The organism is Ampullimonas aquatilis (genome assembly GCF_049675895.1).
Taxonomy (GTDB): domain Bacteria; phylum Pseudomonadota; class Gammaproteobacteria; order Burkholderiales; family Burkholderiaceae_D; genus Ampullimonas; species Ampullimonas aquatilis.
The window spans coordinates 1,370,317-1,391,936 of record NZ_CP183834.1 but is presented as its reverse complement, the minus strand read 5'-3'; the positions used below and the strand labels follow the sequence as shown (position 1 = coordinate 1,391,936).

General features: G+C 51.4%; 21 protein-coding genes. 19 read left to right on the top strand and 2 right to left on the bottom strand.

Features of this window, described 5'->3' with window-relative positions; translation table 11 throughout:
• Positions 1 to 35 precede the first annotated feature (35 nt).
• The 19 genes from ACMYR3_RS06455 to rng all read left to right on the top strand — a co-directional run bounded on the left by ACMYR3_RS06455 (position 36) and on the right by rng (position 19,430).
• The gene (locus ACMYR3_RS06455) at positions 36 to 863 is read left to right on the top strand and encodes a flagellin (protein ID WP_424195640.1); all 828 of its coding nucleotides are present in this window, start codon (positions 36 to 38) and stop codon (positions 861 to 863) included.
• Positions 864 to 1,795: 932 nt separating this feature from the next.
• Complete coding sequence (locus tag ACMYR3_RS06450; RefSeq protein WP_424195638.1) at positions 1,796 to 2,623, top strand: flagellin; 828 nt, start codon at positions 1,796 to 1,798, stop codon at positions 2,621 to 2,623.
• Positions 2,624 to 2,761: 138 nt separating this feature from the next.
• Positions 2,762 to 3,139 carry a flagellar protein FlaG gene (locus ACMYR3_RS06445; RefSeq protein WP_424195636.1) on the top strand — a complete coding sequence of 126 codons (378 nt, stop codon included), beginning with the start codon at positions 2,762 to 2,764 and terminating at the stop codon, positions 3,137 to 3,139.
• Positions 3,140 to 3,218: 79 nt separating this feature from the next.
• Positions 3,219 to 4,670, top strand: a complete 1,452-nt coding sequence (fliD, locus tag ACMYR3_RS06440) for a flagellar filament capping protein FliD (protein ID WP_424195634.1) — start codon at positions 3,219 to 3,221, stop codon at positions 4,668 to 4,670.
• Between the two features lie 125 nt (positions 4,671 to 4,795).
• The gene (locus ACMYR3_RS06435) at positions 4,796 to 5,620 is read left to right on the top strand and encodes a glycosyltransferase family 2 protein (protein ID WP_424195632.1); all 825 of its coding nucleotides are present in this window, start codon (positions 4,796 to 4,798) and stop codon (positions 5,618 to 5,620) included.
• A gap of 23 nt (positions 5,621 to 5,643) precedes the next feature.
• Positions 5,644 to 7,263: a glycosyltransferase gene (locus ACMYR3_RS06430; protein WP_424195630.1), complete on the top strand. Its 1,620-nt coding sequence runs from the start codon at positions 5,644 to 5,646 to the stop codon at positions 7,261 to 7,263.
• 16 nt (positions 7,264 to 7,279) lie between these two features.
• Positions 7,280 to 9,208 carry a tetratricopeptide repeat protein gene (locus ACMYR3_RS06425; RefSeq protein ID WP_424195628.1) on the top strand — a complete coding sequence of 643 codons (1,929 nt, stop codon included), beginning with the start codon at positions 7,280 to 7,282 and terminating at the stop codon, positions 9,206 to 9,208.
• Positions 9,205 to 10,665: a tetratricopeptide repeat protein gene (locus tag ACMYR3_RS06420; RefSeq protein ID WP_424195626.1), complete on the top strand. Its 1,461-nt coding sequence runs from the start codon at positions 9,205 to 9,207 to the stop codon at positions 10,663 to 10,665. The genes ACMYR3_RS06425 and ACMYR3_RS06420 overlap by 4 nt, the downstream gene beginning before the upstream one ends.
• A 239-nt stretch (positions 10,666 to 10,904) precedes the next feature.
• Entirely contained in the window at positions 10,905 to 11,300 is a 396-nt protein-coding gene (gene fliS, locus ACMYR3_RS06415) for a flagellar export chaperone FliS (RefSeq protein ID WP_424195624.1), read from the top strand.
• A gap of 194 nt (positions 11,301 to 11,494) precedes the next feature.
• Positions 11,495 to 11,815: a flagellar protein FliT gene (locus tag ACMYR3_RS06410; RefSeq protein WP_424195622.1), complete on the top strand. Its 321-nt coding sequence runs from the start codon at positions 11,495 to 11,497 to the stop codon at positions 11,813 to 11,815.
• 71 nt (positions 11,816 to 11,886) lie between these two features.
• Positions 11,887 to 13,023 carry a flagellar hook-length control protein FliK gene (locus tag ACMYR3_RS06405; RefSeq protein WP_424195620.1) on the top strand — a complete coding sequence of 379 codons (1,137 nt, stop codon included), beginning with the start codon at positions 11,887 to 11,889 and terminating at the stop codon, positions 13,021 to 13,023.
• Between the two features lie 55 nt (positions 13,024 to 13,078).
• Positions 13,079 to 13,420 carry an EscU/YscU/HrcU family type III secretion system export apparatus switch protein gene (locus ACMYR3_RS06400; RefSeq protein WP_424196390.1) on the top strand — a complete coding sequence of 114 codons (342 nt, stop codon included), beginning with the start codon at positions 13,079 to 13,081 and terminating at the stop codon, positions 13,418 to 13,420.
• Positions 13,421 to 13,426: 6 nt separating this feature from the next.
• A complete protein-coding gene (locus ACMYR3_RS06395; RefSeq protein ID WP_424195618.1) occupies positions 13,427 to 14,197 on the top strand; it encodes a flagellar brake protein in 771 nt (256 codons plus the stop codon).
• Between the two features lie 318 nt (positions 14,198 to 14,515).
• Positions 14,516 to 15,454 carry an oxygen-dependent coproporphyrinogen oxidase gene (gene hemF / locus ACMYR3_RS06390; RefSeq protein WP_424195616.1) on the top strand — a complete coding sequence of 313 codons (939 nt, stop codon included), beginning with the start codon at positions 14,516 to 14,518 and terminating at the stop codon, positions 15,452 to 15,454.
• 1 nt (position 15,455) lies between these two features.
• Positions 15,456 to 16,154 carry a nicotinate-nucleotide adenylyltransferase gene (locus tag ACMYR3_RS06385; protein ID WP_424195614.1) on the top strand — a complete coding sequence of 233 codons (699 nt, stop codon included), beginning with the start codon at positions 15,456 to 15,458 and terminating at the stop codon, positions 16,152 to 16,154.
• 3 nt (positions 16,155 to 16,157) lie between these two features.
• The gene (gene rsfS, locus ACMYR3_RS06380) at positions 16,158 to 16,739 is read left to right on the top strand and encodes a ribosome silencing factor (protein WP_424195612.1); all 582 of its coding nucleotides are present in this window, start codon (positions 16,158 to 16,160) and stop codon (positions 16,737 to 16,739) included.
• Between the two features lie 3 nt (positions 16,740 to 16,742).
• Entirely contained in the window at positions 16,743 to 17,213 is a 471-nt protein-coding gene (gene rlmH, locus ACMYR3_RS06375) for a 23S rRNA (pseudouridine(1915)-N(3))-methyltransferase RlmH (RefSeq protein ID WP_424195610.1), read from the top strand.
• 120 nt (positions 17,214 to 17,333) lie between these two features.
• On the top strand, positions 17,334 to 17,945 hold the full coding sequence (locus ACMYR3_RS06370; protein WP_424195608.1) for a Maf family protein: 612 nt from the start codon (positions 17,334 to 17,336) through the stop codon (positions 17,943 to 17,945).
• A gap of 15 nt (positions 17,946 to 17,960) precedes the next feature.
• Positions 17,961 to 19,430 (top strand): ribonuclease G, encoded by a 1,470-nt coding sequence (rng, locus tag ACMYR3_RS06365; RefSeq protein ID WP_424195606.1) that lies wholly within the window; start codon positions 17,961 to 17,963, stop codon positions 19,428 to 19,430.
• Between the two features lie 234 nt (positions 19,431 to 19,664).
• Here the strand turns inward: rng and ACMYR3_RS06360 are convergent, their stop codons facing one another.
• On the bottom strand, positions 19,665 to 20,651 hold the full coding sequence (locus ACMYR3_RS06360) for a branched-chain amino acid ABC transporter permease (protein WP_424195605.1): 987 nt from the start codon (positions 20,649 to 20,651) through the stop codon (positions 19,665 to 19,667).
• Positions 20,652 to 20,653: 2 nt separating this feature from the next.
• Entirely contained in the window at positions 20,654 to 21,541 is an 888-nt protein-coding gene (locus tag ACMYR3_RS06355; RefSeq protein WP_424195603.1) for a branched-chain amino acid ABC transporter permease, read from the bottom strand.
• Positions 21,542 to 21,620: the final 79 nt, after the last annotated feature.

Genomic DNA, 21,620 nt, shown 5'->3' with positions numbered 1-21,620 from the left:
TCCAGTTTAAACATTTTTAATTAAAGGAAATTACCATGGCACTTACCGTTAACACCAATCTGGCTTCATTGAACGCTCAACGTAACCTGATGAGCTCACAAAGCGCGTTGAACATGTCCTATCAACGCCTGTCTTCTGGCTTGCGTGTCAATAGCTCCAAAGATGACGCTGCTGGCCTCGCCATCGCTGACCGCATGAATACACAAGTCAAAGGCATGAACGTTGCGATTCGCAATGCCAACGATGCGATTTCTCTGGCACAAACTGCAGAAGGCGGACTTAGCAATGTGACCGATGCACTGCAACGGATGCGTGAACTGGCCGTACAGTCGGCCAACGCCACCAACGGCAGCGGTGACCGCGCCAACCTCGACAAAGAATTTAAACAGATGCAGGCTGAAATTACCCGCCTGACCAATGACACCAAGTTTAACGGTACCCAAGTGCTTCATGGTGGCACACAAACCTTCCAGGTTGGTGCCGATGTCGGACAAACCATCAATGTGGTGAGTGCCGATTTGAGCTCTTCTGCCGCCAAGACCTCGATTGCAGCAGGTAGCACACTCGATATCACCAGTGTTGCCAATGCCACCGCCACACTGGCGGCAATCGACTCAGCGTTGGATGAAGTCAATACCGAACGAGCCAACTATGGTGCTGCACAAAACCGCTTTGACTCGGTGATCAGCAACCTGAAAGTCAGCGTGGAAAATCAGACAGCATCACGTAGTCGCATCATGGATGCCGACTTTGCAGCAGAAACTGCCAATCTGGCGCGCAACCAGGTTCTGCAACAAGCTGGGACCGCCATGTTGTCGCAGGCTAACCAGTCAACACAGAACGTCTTATCTCTGCTGAAATAAGCAGCCATATTTATAAACATATAAAAACAGTTTTTCTGGAGGCATCCTGCCATGGGGTGCCTTTTTTTGCTTTTTGTAATCTGACCGAGGATTGACCACACTGCCCTCATCAACCTTTAAGTCTACAAGCATTGACCATAAAGACACCAAAGACTCAAAGATAAACGGCTGTCGGATCTGGGCTCCATAACACAAGGCTGTACCGATTCTTGCTGACTGACGTGCATCCCCAACCAACACCCAGTGCAACCATCATAAGCTGACCATTAAGTCATGTGCCAACGCTTGAGCAAAGGGCTCAGAGACCGTCGCCGGCTTGTTCTACACCAGGATAACCACAAGACAACCACAAAATGACCATTGATTGCCGCTGTATCGGCACGATTGTCTGCAGCGCGTCCAAGCAGCCTGTCATATAAATAAGCAACCATTCTTTATTTGTGACCTCTTGCCAGCGCCAAGCGCTTCCTTGATGTTCTTAATGGCTTGGTAGTGAACCCATTTGTACTATTTCTGGTGCTGGCAGTGCTTCAAAAACCTCAAAGCCTCTATTTATAAGGCAGTCAGCGTTACGGAGATGCTTTTAAAAACTGTAGGTCGCAGTAACAATTTATTGATCAAGAGTCCTCAAACCCTGATGCAAATCACATTTATCAGGCTATTGCACAGAGAAATATCAATCAGCACTTAAGTTAAGTCCCAGCAGGCCGAAAACTAGTCAAGTCCTAACTGCAACGCAATGAAAACTAAGTCACAAATTTCAAAACAATGTAGTTAGACCCTTAAGTTTAAGTAGACCCAACCGATAACACAAATAACAGCGGTTCAAACCCTGGAGACAGGAAAAGCCGAAGTTACCCGAAGCAAGTGTTAAAGGTTTTTGAATTAAACAGCTTCGGCTTTTGAGTTCACTTTTAAAAAGGAAAATTATCATGGCACTGACAGTCAACACCAACCTGGCCTCTTTGAACGCTCAACGTAACCTGATGAGCTCACAAAGCGCTTTAAGTACTTCTTACCAACGCCTGTCCTCAGGTCTGCGTGTTAACAGCGCAAAAGACGATGCCGCTGGCCTCGCCATCGCTGACCGTATGAACACTCAGGTCAAAGGCATGAACGTTGCAATTCGTAACGCTAACGACGCGGTGTCTCTAGCTCAAACAGCTGAAGGCGGCCTGGCTAACGTCACCGATGCCCTGCAACGGATGCGTGAACTGGCTGTGCAGTCTGCCAACGCCACTAACGGCAGCGGTGACCGCGCCAACCTCGACAAAGAATTTAAACAGATGCAAGCCGAGATCACTCGCTTGACTACTGATACCAAGTTCAACGGTACATCCGTACTCAAGGGCGGCACACAGACTTTCCAAGTTGGTGCCGATGTTGGTCAAACCATTAACATCGTTGGTACTGATTTGAGCGGTTCTACTTCCAAAACAGCCACTTCAGCAGGTACCACTCTGGACGTGACTAGCGTAGCCAATGCCACTGCAGCCATCGCAGCGATTGACTCAGCGCTGGATGAAGTTAACACCGAACGTGCTAACTACGGTGCTTCACAAAACCGTTTTGACTCGGTGATCAGCAACCTGAAAGTAGGCGTAGAGAACCAGTCAGCATCACGCAGCCGGATCATGGATGCCGACTTTGCGGCAGAAACTGCCAACCTGTCGCGTAACCAGGTTCTGCAACAAGCAGGTACGGCAATGTTGGCCCAGGCTAATCAGTCTACTCAAAACGTACTGTCACTGTTGCGTTAATCAGAGTAACGGGCTGATACACCGGGAGGTGTATCAGCAGAAATCCTGGAAACAGGTTGCCGGCAGAATCTCACGAGGATTTTCCGGCATCTTCGCATGACTACTGAATTCAGTAGTGCGCAGAAAAAGGAGCACATCATGAAAATGAGTTTTTCAACCGAGTCGATACTATCCTCGTCGATTGGCAGTACCAATCATGTTGGACGAGGATTTTCTACAGGTAAAGCAGAGAGCAGCAGTCCTGCCGGATCCACGCAGCCAATTGATCCAGCCTTGTTGGAACAACAACGGGAACAGGTCAAGGATGCAGTGAAGCAGGCCAATCAGTTTTTTGAACCAATCAATCGTAATCTGCAATTTTCGATTGATAACGAATCAAAAGAACTGGTTGTCAAGGTCATGGATACAGGAACCAATCAGGTCATTCGACAAATTCCTGGACCAGAAATGCTGGCAATCAGCAGGGCGTTGGGTCGTATGCAGGGTCAAGGCGTGATGATTGATCAAAAAGCCTGAATAAGCCCATTTTCATGGGTTTATTCAAAGCTTTTGATGCATACAAAAACGTTATTGTCTTAGGCAGGATGGATAGATCATGACAGCAATTACTTCAACAGGCCTTGGGTCCGGACTGGACGTCAATTCACTCGTCACTCAGTTAATGAATGCCGAGCGGATTCCTTTGACTCAAATGCAGGCCAAAGAAACCACGATCAATTCCAAGATCTCCGCTTTTGGTCAAATCACCAGCCTGCTCTCCACGTTAAAAGATGCTGCCAAGACATTGGCAACACCGCTTTCGGCTGCGGCCAGTAAAGCCACTATCTCTGACAGCACGATTGCCAGCGTGACAGCGAGTTCGGGTGCAGTTAAAGGTAGCTACGATCTGGATGTCATCGACTTGGCCCAAAACCATAAGCTGATTTCCACCCTGCCCGCCTATACGGATAAAACCGCCGTCGTTGGCGATGGTACCTTGACCATTCAACTGGGCACCTATAACAGCGGCACGAATACCTTTACCAATAACCCGGACAAGACAGCCGTCAATATCACGATTGATCCATCCAAAAATACTTTGGCCGATATCCGTGATGCAATTAATAACGCCAGTGCTGGCGTGACTGCCAGCATCATCAATGACGGTACAGGTGCGCGCTTAAGCATCGCTTCCAACGAAAGCGGCAACAAGAACAGTATCAAGATCACCACCTCAGATGGCGATGGCACGGATAACAATACCACCGGTCTGTCGCAACTCGCATTTGATCCAACCAACACCGCCGGTTCTGGCAAAAACATGACCCAGACCACGGCTGCCAAGGACGCGCATATCAAGCTGGATGGCGTGGATATCACGAATTCATCCAATACCTTGTCCAATGTGATTGATAACCTCACAATCAATTTGAGTAAAGCTACTACAGCAACCGTCAAGGTTGGTGTGGAGCGCGATACCGATGCGATCAGTAAATCAGTCCAAACACTGGTGGATGCGTTTAATAACTATGCCAGTACCAGTAAAAGTTTAACCAACTATGACATCACCACCAAAACTGGCTCGACATTAAATGGTGAAGGTACAGTCAAAAATGCGCTGAGCAATCTCAAACGGGCATTTACTGGCAGTCTGGGCAGCAGCAATACCTATAACACCCTGTCGGAAGTCGGCATCAGCATTCAGCAAGATGGTACCTTCAAGCTGGACACCACCAAACTCAATAGTGCCATTGCCAGCAATCCTGATGCAGTGACCAAACTATTTGTTGAGAGCGGTACATCGGGTCAGGCTGGTTACATCAAGGGTTTTGGCGCACAGATTTATAGTATGGCAACCGATATGCTGGCTTCCAACGGCCTGTTTCAGACCCGTGTCGACAGTCTTAATGCCAACATCACCAGCCTCAACAAACAGGAAGATGCGTTTCAATTAAGACTGGATGCCATGCAAAAACGCTATCAGGCACAGTTCCAGTCACTCGATACCATGATGTCGAGCTGGAACAGCACCTCCAGCTATTTGACTCAACAATTCAAGACCGGCTAGGCCTTTCATACTCAATAGGGCTTATCCTTAAATAGCCCTGCTTTCCCACCTTATTCAGCGCTTTAATTCAGCATCAATTCCCTACACTCCTTCATACCCGCTAAAAGGTTTGAATGGAGTCAACCATGTCCAAGCTGCTGATTGCAGTTGCCACTTATAACCGCCCGCATATCACCGAACTGTCACTGGCCATGCTGCGTGAAGCCATGGGCAGCAATGATGCTTTGATCGTCTATGACGATTGCTCCAGCGCTTACTCAGTATCCTGGTTAAAACGCTATGCCGATGAAGTGATTCGCATGCCGCAAAAAGGCGGTATTGAGCGCATTCGCGCGCGTAACTTCCGCGACTTTCAGCAATCTTTTCAAGACTTTGATTTTCTCTATACCACCGATAACGATGCAATTCATGATCCGGGCTTTTCGCATCGCCTGCGTGGTCTGTATGGGCGCTATTCGGCCAATGGTGTGAAGTTACCTGTCTGTTTGTACAACAGCAAATTTCATAATCAAGCAGGTAATACGCTTTGGCAAAACGGTGAAGTTTGTTTTCGCAAGACCGCACCCGGCATTTCGCAGATGTTTGATCGTGACATGGCCGAGATGATTGTCACCGGCCTCAATCTGCGCCCACAACTCGAAACCCAATACGGTTACGACTATCACCTGCCACAGCTCTTGAGTCGCCCGTTTGTGCAAAGTGAAGTTTCCTATCTGGAACACTTTGCCCGTGACACCCATGAAGCCGGCATCCATGCCAAAAACAGCGGTCACTCCCAAGATGCACTGGCCGATTTTGAACGTGATCGTGCGCTCAATCCAACCAGTCATCTGCGCTCGCTGCGCCCAGTGGTGATTGATTACATCCTCAATGGCAAAGCCGATCTGTCAACGGCTGCAGCGCCCAGCAACAGTGGGGCCGATTCGCTCAGCCATCCCGTGACCGCGTAAATACAGACTAACAAGCCAATATCATGATTCCAAAAACCATTCATATCATCTGGGTTGGCGATGAAAGCCAACGTCCCGACAACTGCATCCAGACCTGGATTGACCATAACCCCAGCTGGCAGGTCAAGGTTTGGGGCAATGACGAACTGGCCAACTATGGTTGGGTCAATGCCAATCATCTGCGTGACATGGCTGAAAAAGAATTGAATGGCGTGGCCGATCTGATGCGCTGGGAAATCCTGTACAACGAAGGCGGTTTTGTGGTCGATGCAGACAGCGTCTGCGTCCGCCCCCTGCCTGACTGGCTCTGTGAAAACGAAGCCTTTGCCTGCTGGGAAAATGAACTGGCCCGTCCCGGTCTGATTGCCGCAGGTTATATGGCCAGCGTGGCACTCAACCGTTTTATCGGCCAGATCATTTTGGAGATTCAAAATGATGTCACGGTTTGCGATCGTCCGGCCTGGATGAGCGTCGGTCCGCAACGCCTGACACAGGTATGGCAAGCCTGTGGCTACAACAATCTGACCATTCTGCCTTCGCACTTTTTTATTCCACGTCACTATTCGGGCAAGGTCTATACCGGCTCCGGCCCGATTTTTGCCCATCAGGAATGGGGCAGCACCGTGCGTGGTTACGAAGAACTGCATAGCAAGGATATCAGTCACTATGATCCGGCCAATCAATCTGCCGTATCTGCACCATTCATCACGGTAGGCATGGTGACCTGGAATCGCGCCGACATGATTGGTGAAGCAATTGACTCGGTACTCAGCCAGGACTATGAGCACTTTGAATTATTGATTGTGGATGATGGCTCCAGCGACGCGACCGAAGCCGTCGTGACAACCTATAACGACGCCCGCATCCGCTACATCAAAAAAGAACACAGCGGTCTGGCCGCAACGCGCAATCGCGCCTTGGCCGAGGCGCAAGGCAATTACATTGTCTGGCATGACAGCGACGATGTCCTCCTACCCAATGTGCTGAGTGATTACGCGCAACTGGTCGCTAACTGGCCCGAAGTGGCGGTGGCTTATGGTGATCTGATTCAAATGGATCGTGCCGGTCAACTCGGCCAGACCTTGCGCTATGACAACCATGCCGGTAATGGTCATCTGCTGGCGCGCCTGTTTATACAAAACGCCCTGCCGATGCCGGGTACGCTGGTCAAGACCGCGGTGATGCGAGACTTGGGTGGCTTTGATGAAAACATCGCCGCCTCGATTGATTACGACCTGTGGCTGCGCATTGCGGCACACAAACTGATGTTCCTGCATCTCGGCCGTCCAGTAGCCCATTACCGCTGGCACGGTGGCAATGCCTCTTTCAAGGCCGATTCGGTCAAGCAGGAAGATCTTTATATTTTGCACAAGGCGCTCGGCCAGATTGAAGTCAAAAAACTCTGCTCCGACCTCGACTGGAAACATCCTTTATCGGCTGAGGTATCCGCCTATGGCCGGGTTGCGCAACTGCTTGAACAACGTGGCGATGCTAACGCTGCCAAAGCCTGGCGCGAACACGCCCGCAGCATGCTGAGTGCATTCACGGCAATCACCACCAACTCGGTTCAGGATGAAGAATCCAATCACTCAGACGCACCTCAACAAACAGATACGCAATCGACCAATTCGGCCCATGCCTGATCCACAAGGAATTTTTATGCAAGCCTCCAGCAATACCGCTACCACTGCTCTCGCCCAACTCACCCAACTACGTGAGCAGGGCAAACTGTCGCAAGCCAAGGCCCTGGGTCAACGCACGATCAAGTCGGGGCAAAAAAATGCCGCGGTCTATCGTGAAATGGGCTTGATCACGCTCTCCGAAGGTCATCTGAAGGAAGGCCTGCATTGGCTGGAAAAAGCCTTGAGTGCCGAGCCACATAATGGCCAATTGTTGTTTGATTTGGGGCAGGCGCATTTTCGCTTTGGTGACATGCCCAAGGCGCGCGATTTTTTTGCCCGCGCTTTGTCGTACGGTGAGCGTCATCCGCAGTTATTGTCCTGGTATGCGAAGAGCCTATTTAAATGTTCACAATATGAAGAGGGGCTGCGTATCGCTGATCAGCTGCTCATGGAAGAACCTGATGTGGCTGATCATCATAACCTGCGCGGCTCATTGCTCAATGGCTTAAACCGTCAGCAAGAAGCCGTCTCCTGCTTTATGGAAGCCATCAGTCGCAAGCCGGCTGACCCCACTTATCACAGCAATTTGGGCAGCACCTTCTTTGCCTTGAAACTGCATGAAGAGGCCATTCAGTGTTGCGATACGGCACTCATTCTTGACCCCAATCATGCCAACGCGCTCAATAACAAAGGCTATGCGCTCAAGGCACTCAAGCGGCTTGATGAAGCCCGCGAAGTCTTTGGCAAATTGTGCAAACAGGCGCCCAGCAGTACCGCGGGCTGGCTGGGCATTGCCACGGTTGATTATGAAGACTTTGCCTATGAAAGCGCCATGACGGCCGCTCGCCGGGTATTGCGCCTGGATCCGGATCATCTCAAGGGGATGGCGGTGCTGGGTGGTGCGCTGACTCAGACTGGTCGCTATGATGAAGCCATGCTGCAGTTTGACCGTGCCCTGCGTCTTGATCCCAACTTTAATACCGCACGCTTTGGTCGAGCGCTGGGTTTGTTGCGCCTGGGCGAGTTTGAATCAGGCTGGCAAGATCACGAAGCCCGTTATCTGGTCGACGACTTGGTCAACGACCGCATGATCATTGACCAGATCTGGGCCAATATGCCGCGCTGGGATGGCGTGACTGACCTGCGTGGCAAGTCTTTATTGATTGTGTATGAACAAGGTTATGGCGATATCATCCAGTTTTTCCGGCTGGTACGCCTGCTGGCCAACGATGGCGTCAACGTTACCCTGATGCTGCCCAAACCACTGGAGCGACTGTTTGTCGGCCAGCATCCCAATATTGCGATCCATGCTTCCTTTGACCGGATTCCGCGCTGTGATTATGTTGAACGGATGATGAGTCTGCCATTGCGGCTCAACTATGATCCGCTGCACGCAGAGCAATCCGGCCCGTATTTATTGCTTAAAGATGAACTGCATCTGAGCGTTCAGGAACGCATGGCGCAGTTGAGCAAAAAGCCCAGGGCGATTCGTGTCGGGCTGGTCTGGGCAGGTCGCCCGACTCATGCCAATGACCGCATGCGCTCGATGCACTTGACGCAATTGCAAGGTATGTTGGAGATTACCGGCTGCGAGTTTTATTCGTTGCAAAAAGGTGGCGCGGAACAACAGATTGGTGAGCTGGGTTTGCAAGAAACCATCATCGACCTGAATCCTTATATCGAAGACTTTGCTGACTCAGCCGCTTTCATGACGCATCTTGATTTGCTGATCAGCGTGGACAGCGCGCCGGTCCATCTGGCGGGTGCCCTGGGTATGCCGGTCTGGACCTTATTACCGTTTGCTGCTGACTGGCGCTGGATGACCGAAGGCGAAGACACTCCATGGTACAGCAGCATGCGCCTGTTCCGTCAAACCAGTCTGACACAAGGCTGGCAACCGGTGATCAAGTCCGTCCAACTCATGCTGGCAGCGATTGTGGCCGATCAACAGCGGAGTTACTCATGAACTCCCCGGCCAGCCTCATTGCTGAACAGGCTTACGCGGCGCTCTCGCAACATCGGCTGGATGATGCCTTGCCCTTGCTGGAACAAGGCATTGCGAAATTTCCTAATGACTTGTTGTTGCGTCAATTGTTTGGCCGTCTCTGTTTAAGTCTGCAGGAACCATGCTTGGCCATGCAACAGTTTGATCGCATTCTCAAACACTTGCCAATGAGCGAGTCGGCACGGGCCGGTCGTGCCCAGGCTTACCTGGCTTTAGGCCAGATGCAAGAGGCACGTCGCCTGGTGGCGCAAATCTTGTCCATCAATGCCAGCTCGGAAATCGGCTGGACTTTACGCGCGCAACTGCTCGAAATGCAAAATGATTATGTCGAAGCCGATCGCTGCTACGATAAGCTGGTGACGCTGGCGCCCAACCATGCAATGCATCGCTATCACCGTGGTTTAAATCGATTACGTCTGGGACGTTTTGCCAGTGGCTGGCAAGATTACGAAGCCCGGTTCGACTGTGGTGCCGTAGTTTGCCACACCCCGGCTACACCCCGCTGGCACGGTCAGAACAGCAGTCACATCTTGCTGATTGCCGAACAAGGCTTGGGCGATATGATTCAGGCGGCGCGCTGGATCAATCAAGTGAAACAGCAAATGGCGCAACAAAATTCGCAAAATACTGCACAACCCGCAACGCAAATCACACTCGCCTGCCCGGCCACCTTGGCCAGTTTAATGGCGCGCAGTTTTGCGATTGCCACCGTCACACTGGATCCCGCCAGTTGGCCTGTGCATGAACATCATTGCCCCTTGCTGAGTTTGCCCGCGGTTTTGGGTCTGGATCAAAGCAGCAAACAAGCCCTGCCTGCCTATTTAAGCGGTGATCCACAACTGCAAGCAAGCTGGCAAACCCGTTTGCCAGTGCGTTCCGGTAAATTGCGGGTTGGCATTGCCTGGGCGACTTCAGTGGCACATGTGACCGAAGAAATGCCCTATACCCAACGCAGTTGTGCGCTCACTGATTTACACCCATTGGCGCAATTACCGGATATTGAATGGGTCAATCTACAAGTGGGTCATCCCCATCAAGGCAAGCCGCAACCATTTACCGACGTATTTCACCATGGTATTGATTTAAGCGCGCAACTGTCTTCTTTGGATGATACGGCGGCCGTCATCGCCAATCTGGATGCAGTGGTCACGGTCGATACGGCCTTGCTGCATTTGGCCAGTGCATTAGGCAAGACCACTCTGGCGATGTTGCCGATCACGCCAAGCTGGCGTTGGACTGCTCATACCAGTCAGCCACTCTGGTATCAAAGTCTGCAATTTTTTACCCAGCAAACTGCCGGTGACTGGCAAGCACCCATCCAGCAAATAGCGGCAACCTTGCAGCAAATGGTCACCGCCAAAACAACGACCAGAAAATCCCGCCAGCCGTCATTGGACAGCCTGCTGGCATTGTCTTGAAAATGCCTATAACAAGCATACCCCCAATCTGTATATATCAATATATACCTTCTTAGGTGCGTTTTTATTATGGCTATTTTTTTACTACTCTGGAGTATCAAAACATACCAGGTTTTGATCAGTAGCTTCATCAACCCGCAAGCAGGGTTACAAAAAGTTGAAACTTTGCACAAAACAGGGCTCAACTTGCGCCGCAAAAAGTCGATAAAACAAGAAGGAAAACAATGATGGAGAAAACCATGTACGCAGCAAATCGATTTGGTGCCAGCGCCTATGCCAATGTGCAAATGGAAACCGGCGTCAACACAGCCGATCCGCATCACCTGATTCAGATGCTTTATGACGGGGCGATTGATTCACTGCATCACGCAGTAGGCCATATTCAGACCGGCAATATTGAAGCCAAGGGTCAGGCCATCAGCAAAGCCATTCGGATTATTGATGAAGGCCTCAAAGCCTCGCTCGACATGCATGCTGGTGGTGAATTGGCCAGCAATCTGTTTGAGCTGTATGACTATATGTGCCGACGCATTCTCAAAGCCAGTATTGGCAATGAAATCGCTGGCTTGAATGAAGTCGTGACTTTGCTGGATGGCCTGCGCACTGCCTGGTCATCGATCAAAGGCAAAGTCTGAAACTCGCGCTTTGAGGGTCAGTCTTTGGCATAGGTCAAAACAGGAACGTGAAATAGCGCACAAAAAAGACAGCTTATTGGCGCTTTCAAAATTCTGACAAACCTTATGCTGAGGGCTGAAAACAATAAACCAAAAAGTATCACTGGAACACCCTAGCTGCCTGCCATGGGATAAAGAGCAGGTTAGGAAAAAAAATGACCAAAGTGAGTTTGATTCACCACTACGAAACCATTGCAGAAACCACTGACCGCATGCTGGCTGCGGCCAGGGCCAATGATTGGGAAACCCTGTGTGCCGTTGAAAATGAATGTGCACGCAAGATCAAAGACCTCAAGTCGATTGATGATCCCAAGCAACTCAGCCCTGAAGACCAGCAAAAACGTATGGCCCTGCTCAAACATATGCTGGCCAATGATGCTGCCATCCGCAATCTGACCGAGCCGTGGATGAAGCATATTGAGTCACTCATCATGAGCGGGCAGCAAGACCAGCAATTGAAGTCAACGTACCGCTGATCAAGCAGACTGGTAACAGAAAACTTGAACGGAGGAGCAACACTGATTTAAAGACGGAGCGTCATAACGCCATGTTCAATATCACCCCATTTGATGCCAACGGGGCGACCAAAAGTGTCGCGCCGGAACGCTCACGTGTGGGCGCATTGGTGGGTGTGTTGCGACTCTCCGAGCAGTCGGTGACTGACCGTAATTTGCTGGCCAGTCTGGCCAATCGCTGGGTCGAAGCGCAAGTCATGGCGATTGATCCTCGCAATCAGGCGATCCTGCAATTGCAAGGTGAAGCGGGCACCATCCAGGCCAAAGTCAATCTCAATGCACCCGCCAAAACCGGCGATCAGATTGCCTTGCGGCTGCTTCTTGCCAATGCGCCGGAGGCCGAAACATTCAGCGCTGCCAGCCATGATGTGACCGATCAGGCCACCCACTTCAGCCCCTTGGCCAGTCTCTTGGGGCAATTGACCCAAACACCAACCGAAGAAGCGCCTAAACTCATCCAAGCAGCCTTACCCGGCACAACAGCCAGTGATGACAACAAGGTAGCCGCAAGCAAAGCCAATGTGGTGGCCAAGCTGGATCAGACGTCCATCTTTCATACCGATCAACTCGCCCACGAGCTGGAAAACGTAGTCGACAAAAGCGGCCTCTTTTACGAGGCACATCTCAAGCAATGGATTGATGGCGAGCGCAGCATCGAACAACTGCGCAAGGAACCGCAGGCCGCCGTACTCAATGGCAATGAAGCACCGCTCCTGGCCGATATCAAAGACAACCAGCAACTGCCCAAGGAAATCACCAGCCTCTTGCGCGAGCAACTGCAGGTACTGGAAAAGCGCGGTTTTGTGGGTGATGTCGAAGTCTGGCAAGGCCAGCAGGCACGCATTGAAATTGCCGATGAAGGCAGCGGCTCTGGCACTGCCGGTGAGCAGTGGCGCACCCATCTGGTCTTGCATTTGCCGGCGCTTGGCGAGATTGATGCCGAACTGGTACAACACCAGGGACGACTGAATATCTGGATCAAGACCGATGATCGCCTCACTGCCCGGCAAATGGACAAGGCGCGCGACAAACTGAACCAGTATTTACAGGATAAAGGTTTGAGTGTGGCCGGCATCAGCATTCGGTCGCGGCTGGATAATCCGGCCAATGCAGTCAATCTGGCGGCCACAACGCCCAAGCTGCTGAAAGGAACGCGTGATGAGCGCTAATCCTTCCCGCAACCGTACTGGTAAGCAAACCACGCCTGACAGCAAAGCCCATGCGCTGGCACCCTTATTCACGCCGCCCGCCACCAGCAACAATTCACTTAAACAACATGATTTTCGTCAGGCAGTGGCACTGGCCTATGAAGCGGGTGCCTTTGCCCCCAAGGTGGTCGCCAAAGGCAAGGCACTGATGGCTGACGAAATCATTCGCCGTGCACGCGAGGCCGGCATCTTTGTCCATGAATCACGTGATCTGGTTTCCCTGCTGATGCAAGTCGATCTGGATCAGCATATCCCGCCTGCGCTATACACCGCAGTGGCTGAATTACTGGCCTGGCTTTACCAGTTGGAAAACAAGAAGCAGTCATTTAATCAATTCATCAATCAAAAAAAACAGTGAGCCAATATGATGAACATGCTCGAAGCCGCGAGGCCTGAAAACAATCCATCCGATCTGCAACAGTATCAGGTTGAGTCACGGGTGGAGATCATTGCCATTCTCAAGAAAGTCATCAAGGCCCGCGCCTTTGTGACCATTTACTTCAATATGGGTAACGACTTCATCGTCACGCAATTACTGCATATCGACGAAAAAAATGGCCATCTCTATTTCGACTGTGGTGCTGATGAACGCGCCAATCGGCAATTGCTGGCTGCCAACCGGCTCGCTGTCGTGACTTTTTTGGATGCCATCAAGATTCAGTTTCACGGAAGCATCGCCGAACAAATTGCTTTTGAAGGCCGCCCGGCATTACGTAAAGCATTACCCACCAGCCTGTTGCGATTGCAACGCCGTGACTTTTACCGCGTGCCGACCTCCAAAGCCAAGCCAGTGGTTTGCCGCGCCAGCATGCCCGCAGAAAAACAGGCCATCATTGATTTGAGAATTGTCGACATCAGTTGTGGCGGTATCGGCGTGATGCTGACTCATCCAGGCATCCAGCTCAGCGTTGGTGACATGCTGCATCGTGGCCGCATTGTGCTGCCCGAATTTGGCGAAATCATCTCCGCACTGGAAGTCCGCTATATTGAAAGCGGTGATGGCATCGCCACCAGCGGCAGCAACAGTCCTCATATTGGCTGCCGCTTTGTCGATCTGCCCGGCCCGATGCTGTCGCTCCTGCAACGCTATATCAACAAGGTCGATCGCGATCGCCGTGCCTTGATTGATGGTTAAATAAACCAGATATTGTCTATTGAACCGCCAAGACGCCAAGACGCCAAGTGCGCCAAGGAAAACTTTAAGATCAAAATCTTTACCACAAAGACACAAAGGACACGAAGTTAAAAGCATATCGTACGCGCTTGATTACCCGCCTTTCTTGGTGTGCTTTGTGGTTACTTGGTGTCTTTCTGGTAAACGCCTTCGATCTGATACTTTCCTTGGCATCTTGGCGGTTTACAGCGGTTTTAAGGTCAATCACACTGCCAAACAGGTAGAATGGCGTTTTTTTATGCAAATCTGCTCATTGAATTGGCCAGATTCATATCGCTCGTGACTGCTCCTATCCGTTCCGCCGCCCCCATCGACAGCCATGCTGTCAAAACTTATCTGCTTGATCTGCAAAACCGTATTGTGCAAAGTCTGGAAGCCATTGAGCTGGCTCAGGGTGGCAAGCCTTTCATCACGGATAGTTGGGAACGTGCTGAAGGTGGCGGTGGCATTTCACGCGTGACCGAAGACAATGCCGTGCTGGAACGTGGTGGCGTGCTGTTTTCCCATGTCAAGGGCATGCAGTTGCCACCATCGGCAGCGGCCAATCGACCTGAACTGGCAGGACGCGAATGGGAAGCCATGGGCGTATCATTGGTGCTGCATCCACGTAACCCCTATGCGCCCACGGTTCATCTGAATGTGCGCTTTTTTATTGCGCGCGCCGAGCATGCCGAGCCAGTCTGGTGGTTTGGTGGTGGCCAGGATCTGACACCCTATTATGGTTTTGAAGAAGATGCACGACATTTTCATCAAACCTGCAAGGATTCGGTGGAGCCCTTTGGCGCAGGTCTTTATACGCGCTTTAAAAAATGGTGCGATGAGTATTTCTATCTCAAGCATCGTAAAGAACCGCGTGGCATTGGCGGCCTGTTTCTGGATGATTTTTCCGAACTGGGCTTTGAACAGAGCTTTGCGATGATCCGCTCGATTGGTGATCATTTTGTGCCGGCTTACGCACCCATTCTGCAAAAGCGTCTGAGTACGCCTTATGGTGAGCGGGAGCGCGATTTTCAGGCCTATCGCCGCGGTCGTTATGTGGAGTTCAATCTGGTATTTGATCGTGGTACCCTGTTTGGCCTGCAGTCCGGTGGACGTACGGAATCGATTCTGGTTTCCATGCCACCGATCGTCAAATGGCGTTATCAATGGCAACCCGCAGCAGGTTCGGCCGAAGCCAGTCTGACAGAACAGTTTTTGACCGCGCGTGACTGGATCTGATTTGAAAAAAACATCCCCACGACGCAGGGTTGGTATTTTTGGTGGTTCATTTGATCCGATTCATCTCGGTCATGTGGCACTGGCCGAATTGTTTTGCCAGTTGCTGCAGCTTGATGAATTACTGGTCATTCCGGCAGGTAATCCCTGGCAAAAAAGTGGCTTGATCGCCAATGCCACGGATCGGGTTGCCATGGTGGCTTTGGCGATGCAGGATCTGAATGCGCGCCTGGGACATGATCATCCGGTGCAGGTCAAGATTGACGAGCGCGAGATTTTGCGTGGCAAGGCCAGCTATACCTTTGAAACACTGACCGAGCTGCGCAATGAATATGGCAAAGATGCTTCGCTCTGTTTATTGCTTGGTGCCGATCAGTTGGCGCGTTTGCATACCTGGCACGAATGGGAAAGGTTATTGGAACTGGCGCATCTGTGTATTGCCGCCAGACCTGGCTATTCACTGGAAACGGCGACGCTGGCGGCCACCCTGCAAAACCAGATAGAAAAAGGTCTGACCAAACCAGCGCAATTGCATCGTGCCAGTCATGGCAAAGTCATTCTGGCGTCCACCCTGGCAGTGGATATTTCTTCCACCACGATTCGATACCAGTTGGCTCACGGGATTGCACCACTCGATTATTTAGGCCCGGCAGTGCTAGACTACATTCAACAACATCATCTTTATATAGAAAATCAAAACTAATCAATGGATATTCAACAACTACAAGCACTCGTCATCGACGCGCTCGAAGACATCAAAGCCCAGGACATCAAGCTATTTGACACCGTCAATCTGACCAGCCTGTTTGACCGGATTGTCATCTGCAGCGGTACTTCCAATCGCCAGACCAAGGCATTGGCAGCCAGCGTGCGTGACAAGGTGAAGGAAAACGGTGGCCATATCATCAGTATTGAAGGCGAGGAGACCGGCGAATGGGTGCTGGTGGATTGCGGCGATCTGATCGTGCACATCATGCAACCAGCGTTGCGCGCCTATTACAACCTCGAAGAAATCTGGGGTAGCAAACCAGTAGCGCTGAAATCGGATAAAAAAGTACCGGCTAAAAAAACCGTAGCCAAATCAGCCGAAACTAAAACGGTTGCGACTAAAAAAGTTGCAGCGAAAAAAGTGGCCGCCAAAAAGGCTGCTGCTAAAAAGGTACCTGCAAAAAAATCAGTCACCAGCAAAGCGCCAGCCAAAAAAGCCGCACCAAGAAAAGTTACGGCCAAGAAAGCTCCTGCAAAAAAAGCTGCTGCCAAGAAATCGGCTGGTTCTACTAGCGAATAAGCAATGGCCTTGCAGATCATTGCAGTCGGGCACAAGATGCCCGGCTGGATTGAAACCGGCTTTCAGGAATATGCCAAGCGCATGCCACCGGAACTGGCCTTAAGCCTCAAAGAACTCAAGCCCGAAGTCCGTTCCGCAGCCAAACCAGTCGAAAAGGTGATGGCACTGGAAGCCGAACGGATTCTGGCTGCCCTCCCCAAACAGGCTCGACTGATTGCCCTGGATGAACACGGTGAAGATCTGACCACCGTGGCACTCGCCAAAAAACTGCTTGGCTGGCAACGCGAAGGCGGCGACACCTGCTTTGTGATTGGAGGTGCCGATGGCCTCGCCCCGATCATCAAACAAAAAGCCCAAGGGCTGATTCGGCTATCGAGCATGACCATGCCACATGGTATGGTGCGGGTATTATTGGCCGAACAACTCTATCGTGCCTGGTCCATCAACACCAATCATCCGTATCATCGCGTGTAAGTCACCGTTAAGTCACAATATTGAATTACGTCAATTAGGCTTGCCAATCGGTCAAAGTGGCGGTTTGCGCGGTATAAACGAGGTTTAAAGCTCGCTGCACCGCAAAAAAAGTAGAAGTCCATGTCCAATCCCGATTTTATTTATCTCGCCTCCCAAAGCCCGCGCCGTCAGGAATTACTCACTCAGATTGGCGTCAAATTTGAATTATTGCTGCCCGATGCCGATGAAAATGCCGAAGCGCTCGAAATCATTCTGCCTAACGAAGCACCCGCGCAGTATGTCAAGCGGGTGACTTTGCTCAAGCTGGCTGCCGCACAATTGCGTTTGCAACGTCGTGGCCTGCCACCTGCTGCGATTTTGGCGGCCGACACCACAGTAGCCTTGCGCACCCATATATTGGGTAAACCAGCCGATGAAGCTGACTTGCGCAGCATGCTCACCACACTATCAGGCAAGGAACATCAAGTCTTGACCGCCGTTGCCGTAGGCTTGGGCGAGCAGCATGAATTGCAGTTATCCGTTTCCAATGTCCGCTTTAATGTATTGAGCCAACGCGACATCCTGCGCTATGTGGAATCGGGTGAAGGTTATGGCAAAGCCGGTGGTTATGGCATTCAGGGCAAGGCCGCCACCTTTGTAACGCATATTGTGGGCAGTTATTCGGGTATCATGGGGCTCCCGCTTTTCGAGACAGCCCAGGCGCTCAAGCACTTGGGGCTGGATATTGTCTAATCACTCAATCAGTCCATGGCAGAAGACATCCTCATCAATATCACCCCTCAGGAAACCCGCGTTGCCGTGGTGCAGCAGGGTTCCGTTCAGGAAATCCATATTGAACGCACCCTGACCCGCGGACTGGTCAGTAATATTTATCTGGGCCGAGTTGCCCGTGTACTGCCAGGCATGCAATCGGCCTTTATTGATATTGGTCTGGAACGCGCCGCTTTTTTGCATGTGGCCGATCTCTGGCAAAAAAAGGAGCCTGGCGCAGTGGTGGAACATGCACCGCAGATTGCGATTGAAAAGACCCTCTTTGAAGGTCAGACCCTGATGGTGCAAGTGGTCAAAGACCCCATCGGTACCAAAGGCGCGCGGCTATCCACGCAAATCAGTGTGGCGGGTCGCACCCTGGTTTACTTGCCACAGGATGAGCATATTGGTATTTCGCAAAGGATTGAAGAAGAAACCGATCGCAACCGCTTGCGTGACCTGATGAATAAACTGCGCCCGGCCGAAGAAAAAGGCGGCTATATCGTGCGCACCATGGCTGAAGAAGCCAGCGAAGAAGACATCGCCAACGATATTGAATTTTTACGTAAATCCTGGAAGGCCATTGTGGAGGCCAGTCGCACTCAACCGGCACCGACCCTGTTGCATCAGGATCTGGACTTGGGTTTGCGCGTGCTGCGTGATTTTGTCAATGAAGACACCGCCAGCATTCAGATTGATTCCCGCGAAAACTATATCCGTCTGAAAAAATTTGGTGAGCAATTCACACCGACCGTGATAGATCGACTGTCGCATTATGCGGGCGAGCGCCCCTTGTTTGATCTTTACAATATTGATGCCGAAATTGAAAAGGCCTTATCACGCCGCGTGGACCTCAAGTCTGGCGGTTATTGCATCATTGATCAGACTGAAGCGATGACCACCATCGATGTGAACACCGGTGGTTTTGTGGGTGCGCGCAACTTTGACGACACGATTTTTCGCACCAATCTGGAAGCAGCGCATACGATTGCACGGCAGCTGCGGCTGCGCAATCTGGGCGGCATCATCATTCTCGATTTCATTGACATGGAAAACACCGAGCATCGTGAAGCGGTACTCGGTGAACTCAAACGGGCGTTGGACAAGGATCGCACCCGCATTACCGTGTCGGGCTTTTCCCAGTTGGGACTGGTCGAAGTCACGCGCAAACGCACTCGCGAATCACTGGCGCATGTGTTGTGTGAGTCCTGCCCGACCTGCAATGGCAAAGGTGAAGTCAAGACTGCCCGCACCGTCTGCTATGACATTCTGCGGGAAATTCTGCGCGAATCACGCCAGTTCAACCCACGTGAATTTCGAATCATCGCTTCGCAATCCGTCATTGATTTATTTCTGGAAGATGAGTCACAGCATATGGCCATGCTGGGCGACTTCATCGGCAAGCCGATTTCATTGCAAGTGGAAAGCAGCTTCAGTCAGGAGCAGTACGACATCATCCTGATGTGAGGTGTTTAAAATTTAAATATGAGTTGGCGGGAAGTACACATCGGTTCGGTTTCCAATGACTTGCAGCAAACTGAAAAGCACAATCTCAACGTCAAGCGGTTGTACTGAAAACCTGTCGAAAACATTAAAAAATCCTCATACTCTCTATGAGTATGAGGATTTTTTAATTGCTTAAGTGCGTATTTATTGATTCTATAAAAATACCCCTACACCGTATTGAGTACAGCAACGTATTCAGTACTTCTGCCCGGTCATGCGCTGGTACAGTGCAGTGGCTTCACCGACAATGCCACGACGAAACGCCAGTACACAGATCACAAAAATACAGCCCATCATGACGCTGACCAGGGAGCCAACCTTGTCAGCCAGGCCAGTTTCCAGCAGCACAATAGTGGCTGCGCCCACTACCGGACCCAACTCGGTGCCAATCCCACCCAGGATGGTCATGAGGATCACTTCACCCGATTGATAGGAATGCGCGTCAGTCAACGAGGCAAAGGTAAAGACCAGCATTTTGAGTGCACCGGCCAAGCCCGCCAAGCCCGCCGAGAGGACAAAGGCCAGCAGTTTGTATTTGGCCACTTCATAGCCCAGCGACACCGCCCTCGCCTCGTTTTCGCGGATGGCTTTGAGCACCTGACCATAGGGTGAATGAATAACCCGATAGATCAACCAGAACGCCAGTACCACAATGCCAAAGATGAGGTAATAGAGGTTGATGTCATTGGCCAGATCAATCCCCAGCAGGCTGCCACGGGGCACGCCCTGCAGACCATCTTCACCGCCGGTAAAGGGCGATTGCAGCAGAATGAAATAGACCATCTGCGCCAGTGCCATGGTAATCATCGCAAAGTAAATGCCTTGACGACGAATCGCCAAAATACCAAACAGCCAACCCAAAGCCGCGGCCACCAACACACCGGCACCAATGCCCACTAACGGCGGCCATGACCAGTCGCGGATGGTATAGCCAGCAATATAGGCGGCTGAGCCAAAGAAGGCGGCATGGCCAAATGACAGCAGGCCGGTATAACCCAGCAGCAAGTTGAAAGCGCAGGCAAAGAGCGCAAAACAGAGCACCTTCATCATCAGCACCGGATAGATCACAAAAGGTGCCAGCAAGCCGCCCACAAACAGTACGGCATAGAGAATCAGAATGCCCTGACGATTGTCGCGTACCGCCTTGATCGGCGCCTGTAAAGTTTGAACAGATTGCGTCATGCTTATTTCTCCCGTCCGAATAGTCCTGCCGGACGAATGATGAGCACAATGGCCATGATGATAAATACCACCGTAGCCGACAGTTCTGGATAAAACACTTTGGTCAGACCTTCAATCACACCCAGGCCAAGACCGGTGATGATGGCCCCCATGATGGAGCCCATGCCGCCAATCACCACCACCGCAAACACCACCAATATCAGGTTGGAACCCATCATCGGGCTGACCTGAAAGACCGGTGCCGCCAGCACGCCCGCCAGCCCCGCCAGAGCCACCCCAAAGCCATAGGTCAACATCACCATCATCGGCACATTGACGCCAAAGGCCTGGGTTAATTTGGGGTTTTCGGTCGCGGCACGCAGGTACGAACCCAGCCGCGTCTTTTCAATCACAAACCAGGTCGTAAAACAGATCACCAAAGCGGAAACAACAACCCAGGCGCGATACTTGGGCAAGAACATGAAACCAAGATTGAGCGCTCCCGACAAGGCCTCGGGCATTTCATAGGACATGCCCGACACACCATATTGGCTGCGAAACAGTCCTTCAAGAATCAGCGACAAACCAAAGGTCAGCAGCAGACCATAAAGATGATCAAGCTTGTAGAGCCATTGCAACAGACAGCGCTCAATCACCATGCCCACGCCGAGCAGGACGAGCGGCACCAGAATCAGCGCCCACCAGTAACCAATGCCCAAATAATTAAGCCCGATCCAGGCCAGAAAAGCACCCACCATGTACAGGGCACCATGGGCAAAGTTGATGATATTGAGCAGGCCAAAAATGACCGCGAGTCCCAGACTGAGCATGGCATAAAACGAGCCATTGACCAGTCCGAGAATTAATTGCCCCATCAAGGCCGGGAGAGGCACACCGAATATTTCAATCATGAGCAAGACACCTGGTTACGATTCAAAAGAACCCAAACCTGTCGGCGCACATCGAACCGACAGGCCGGGTGATTCGTCG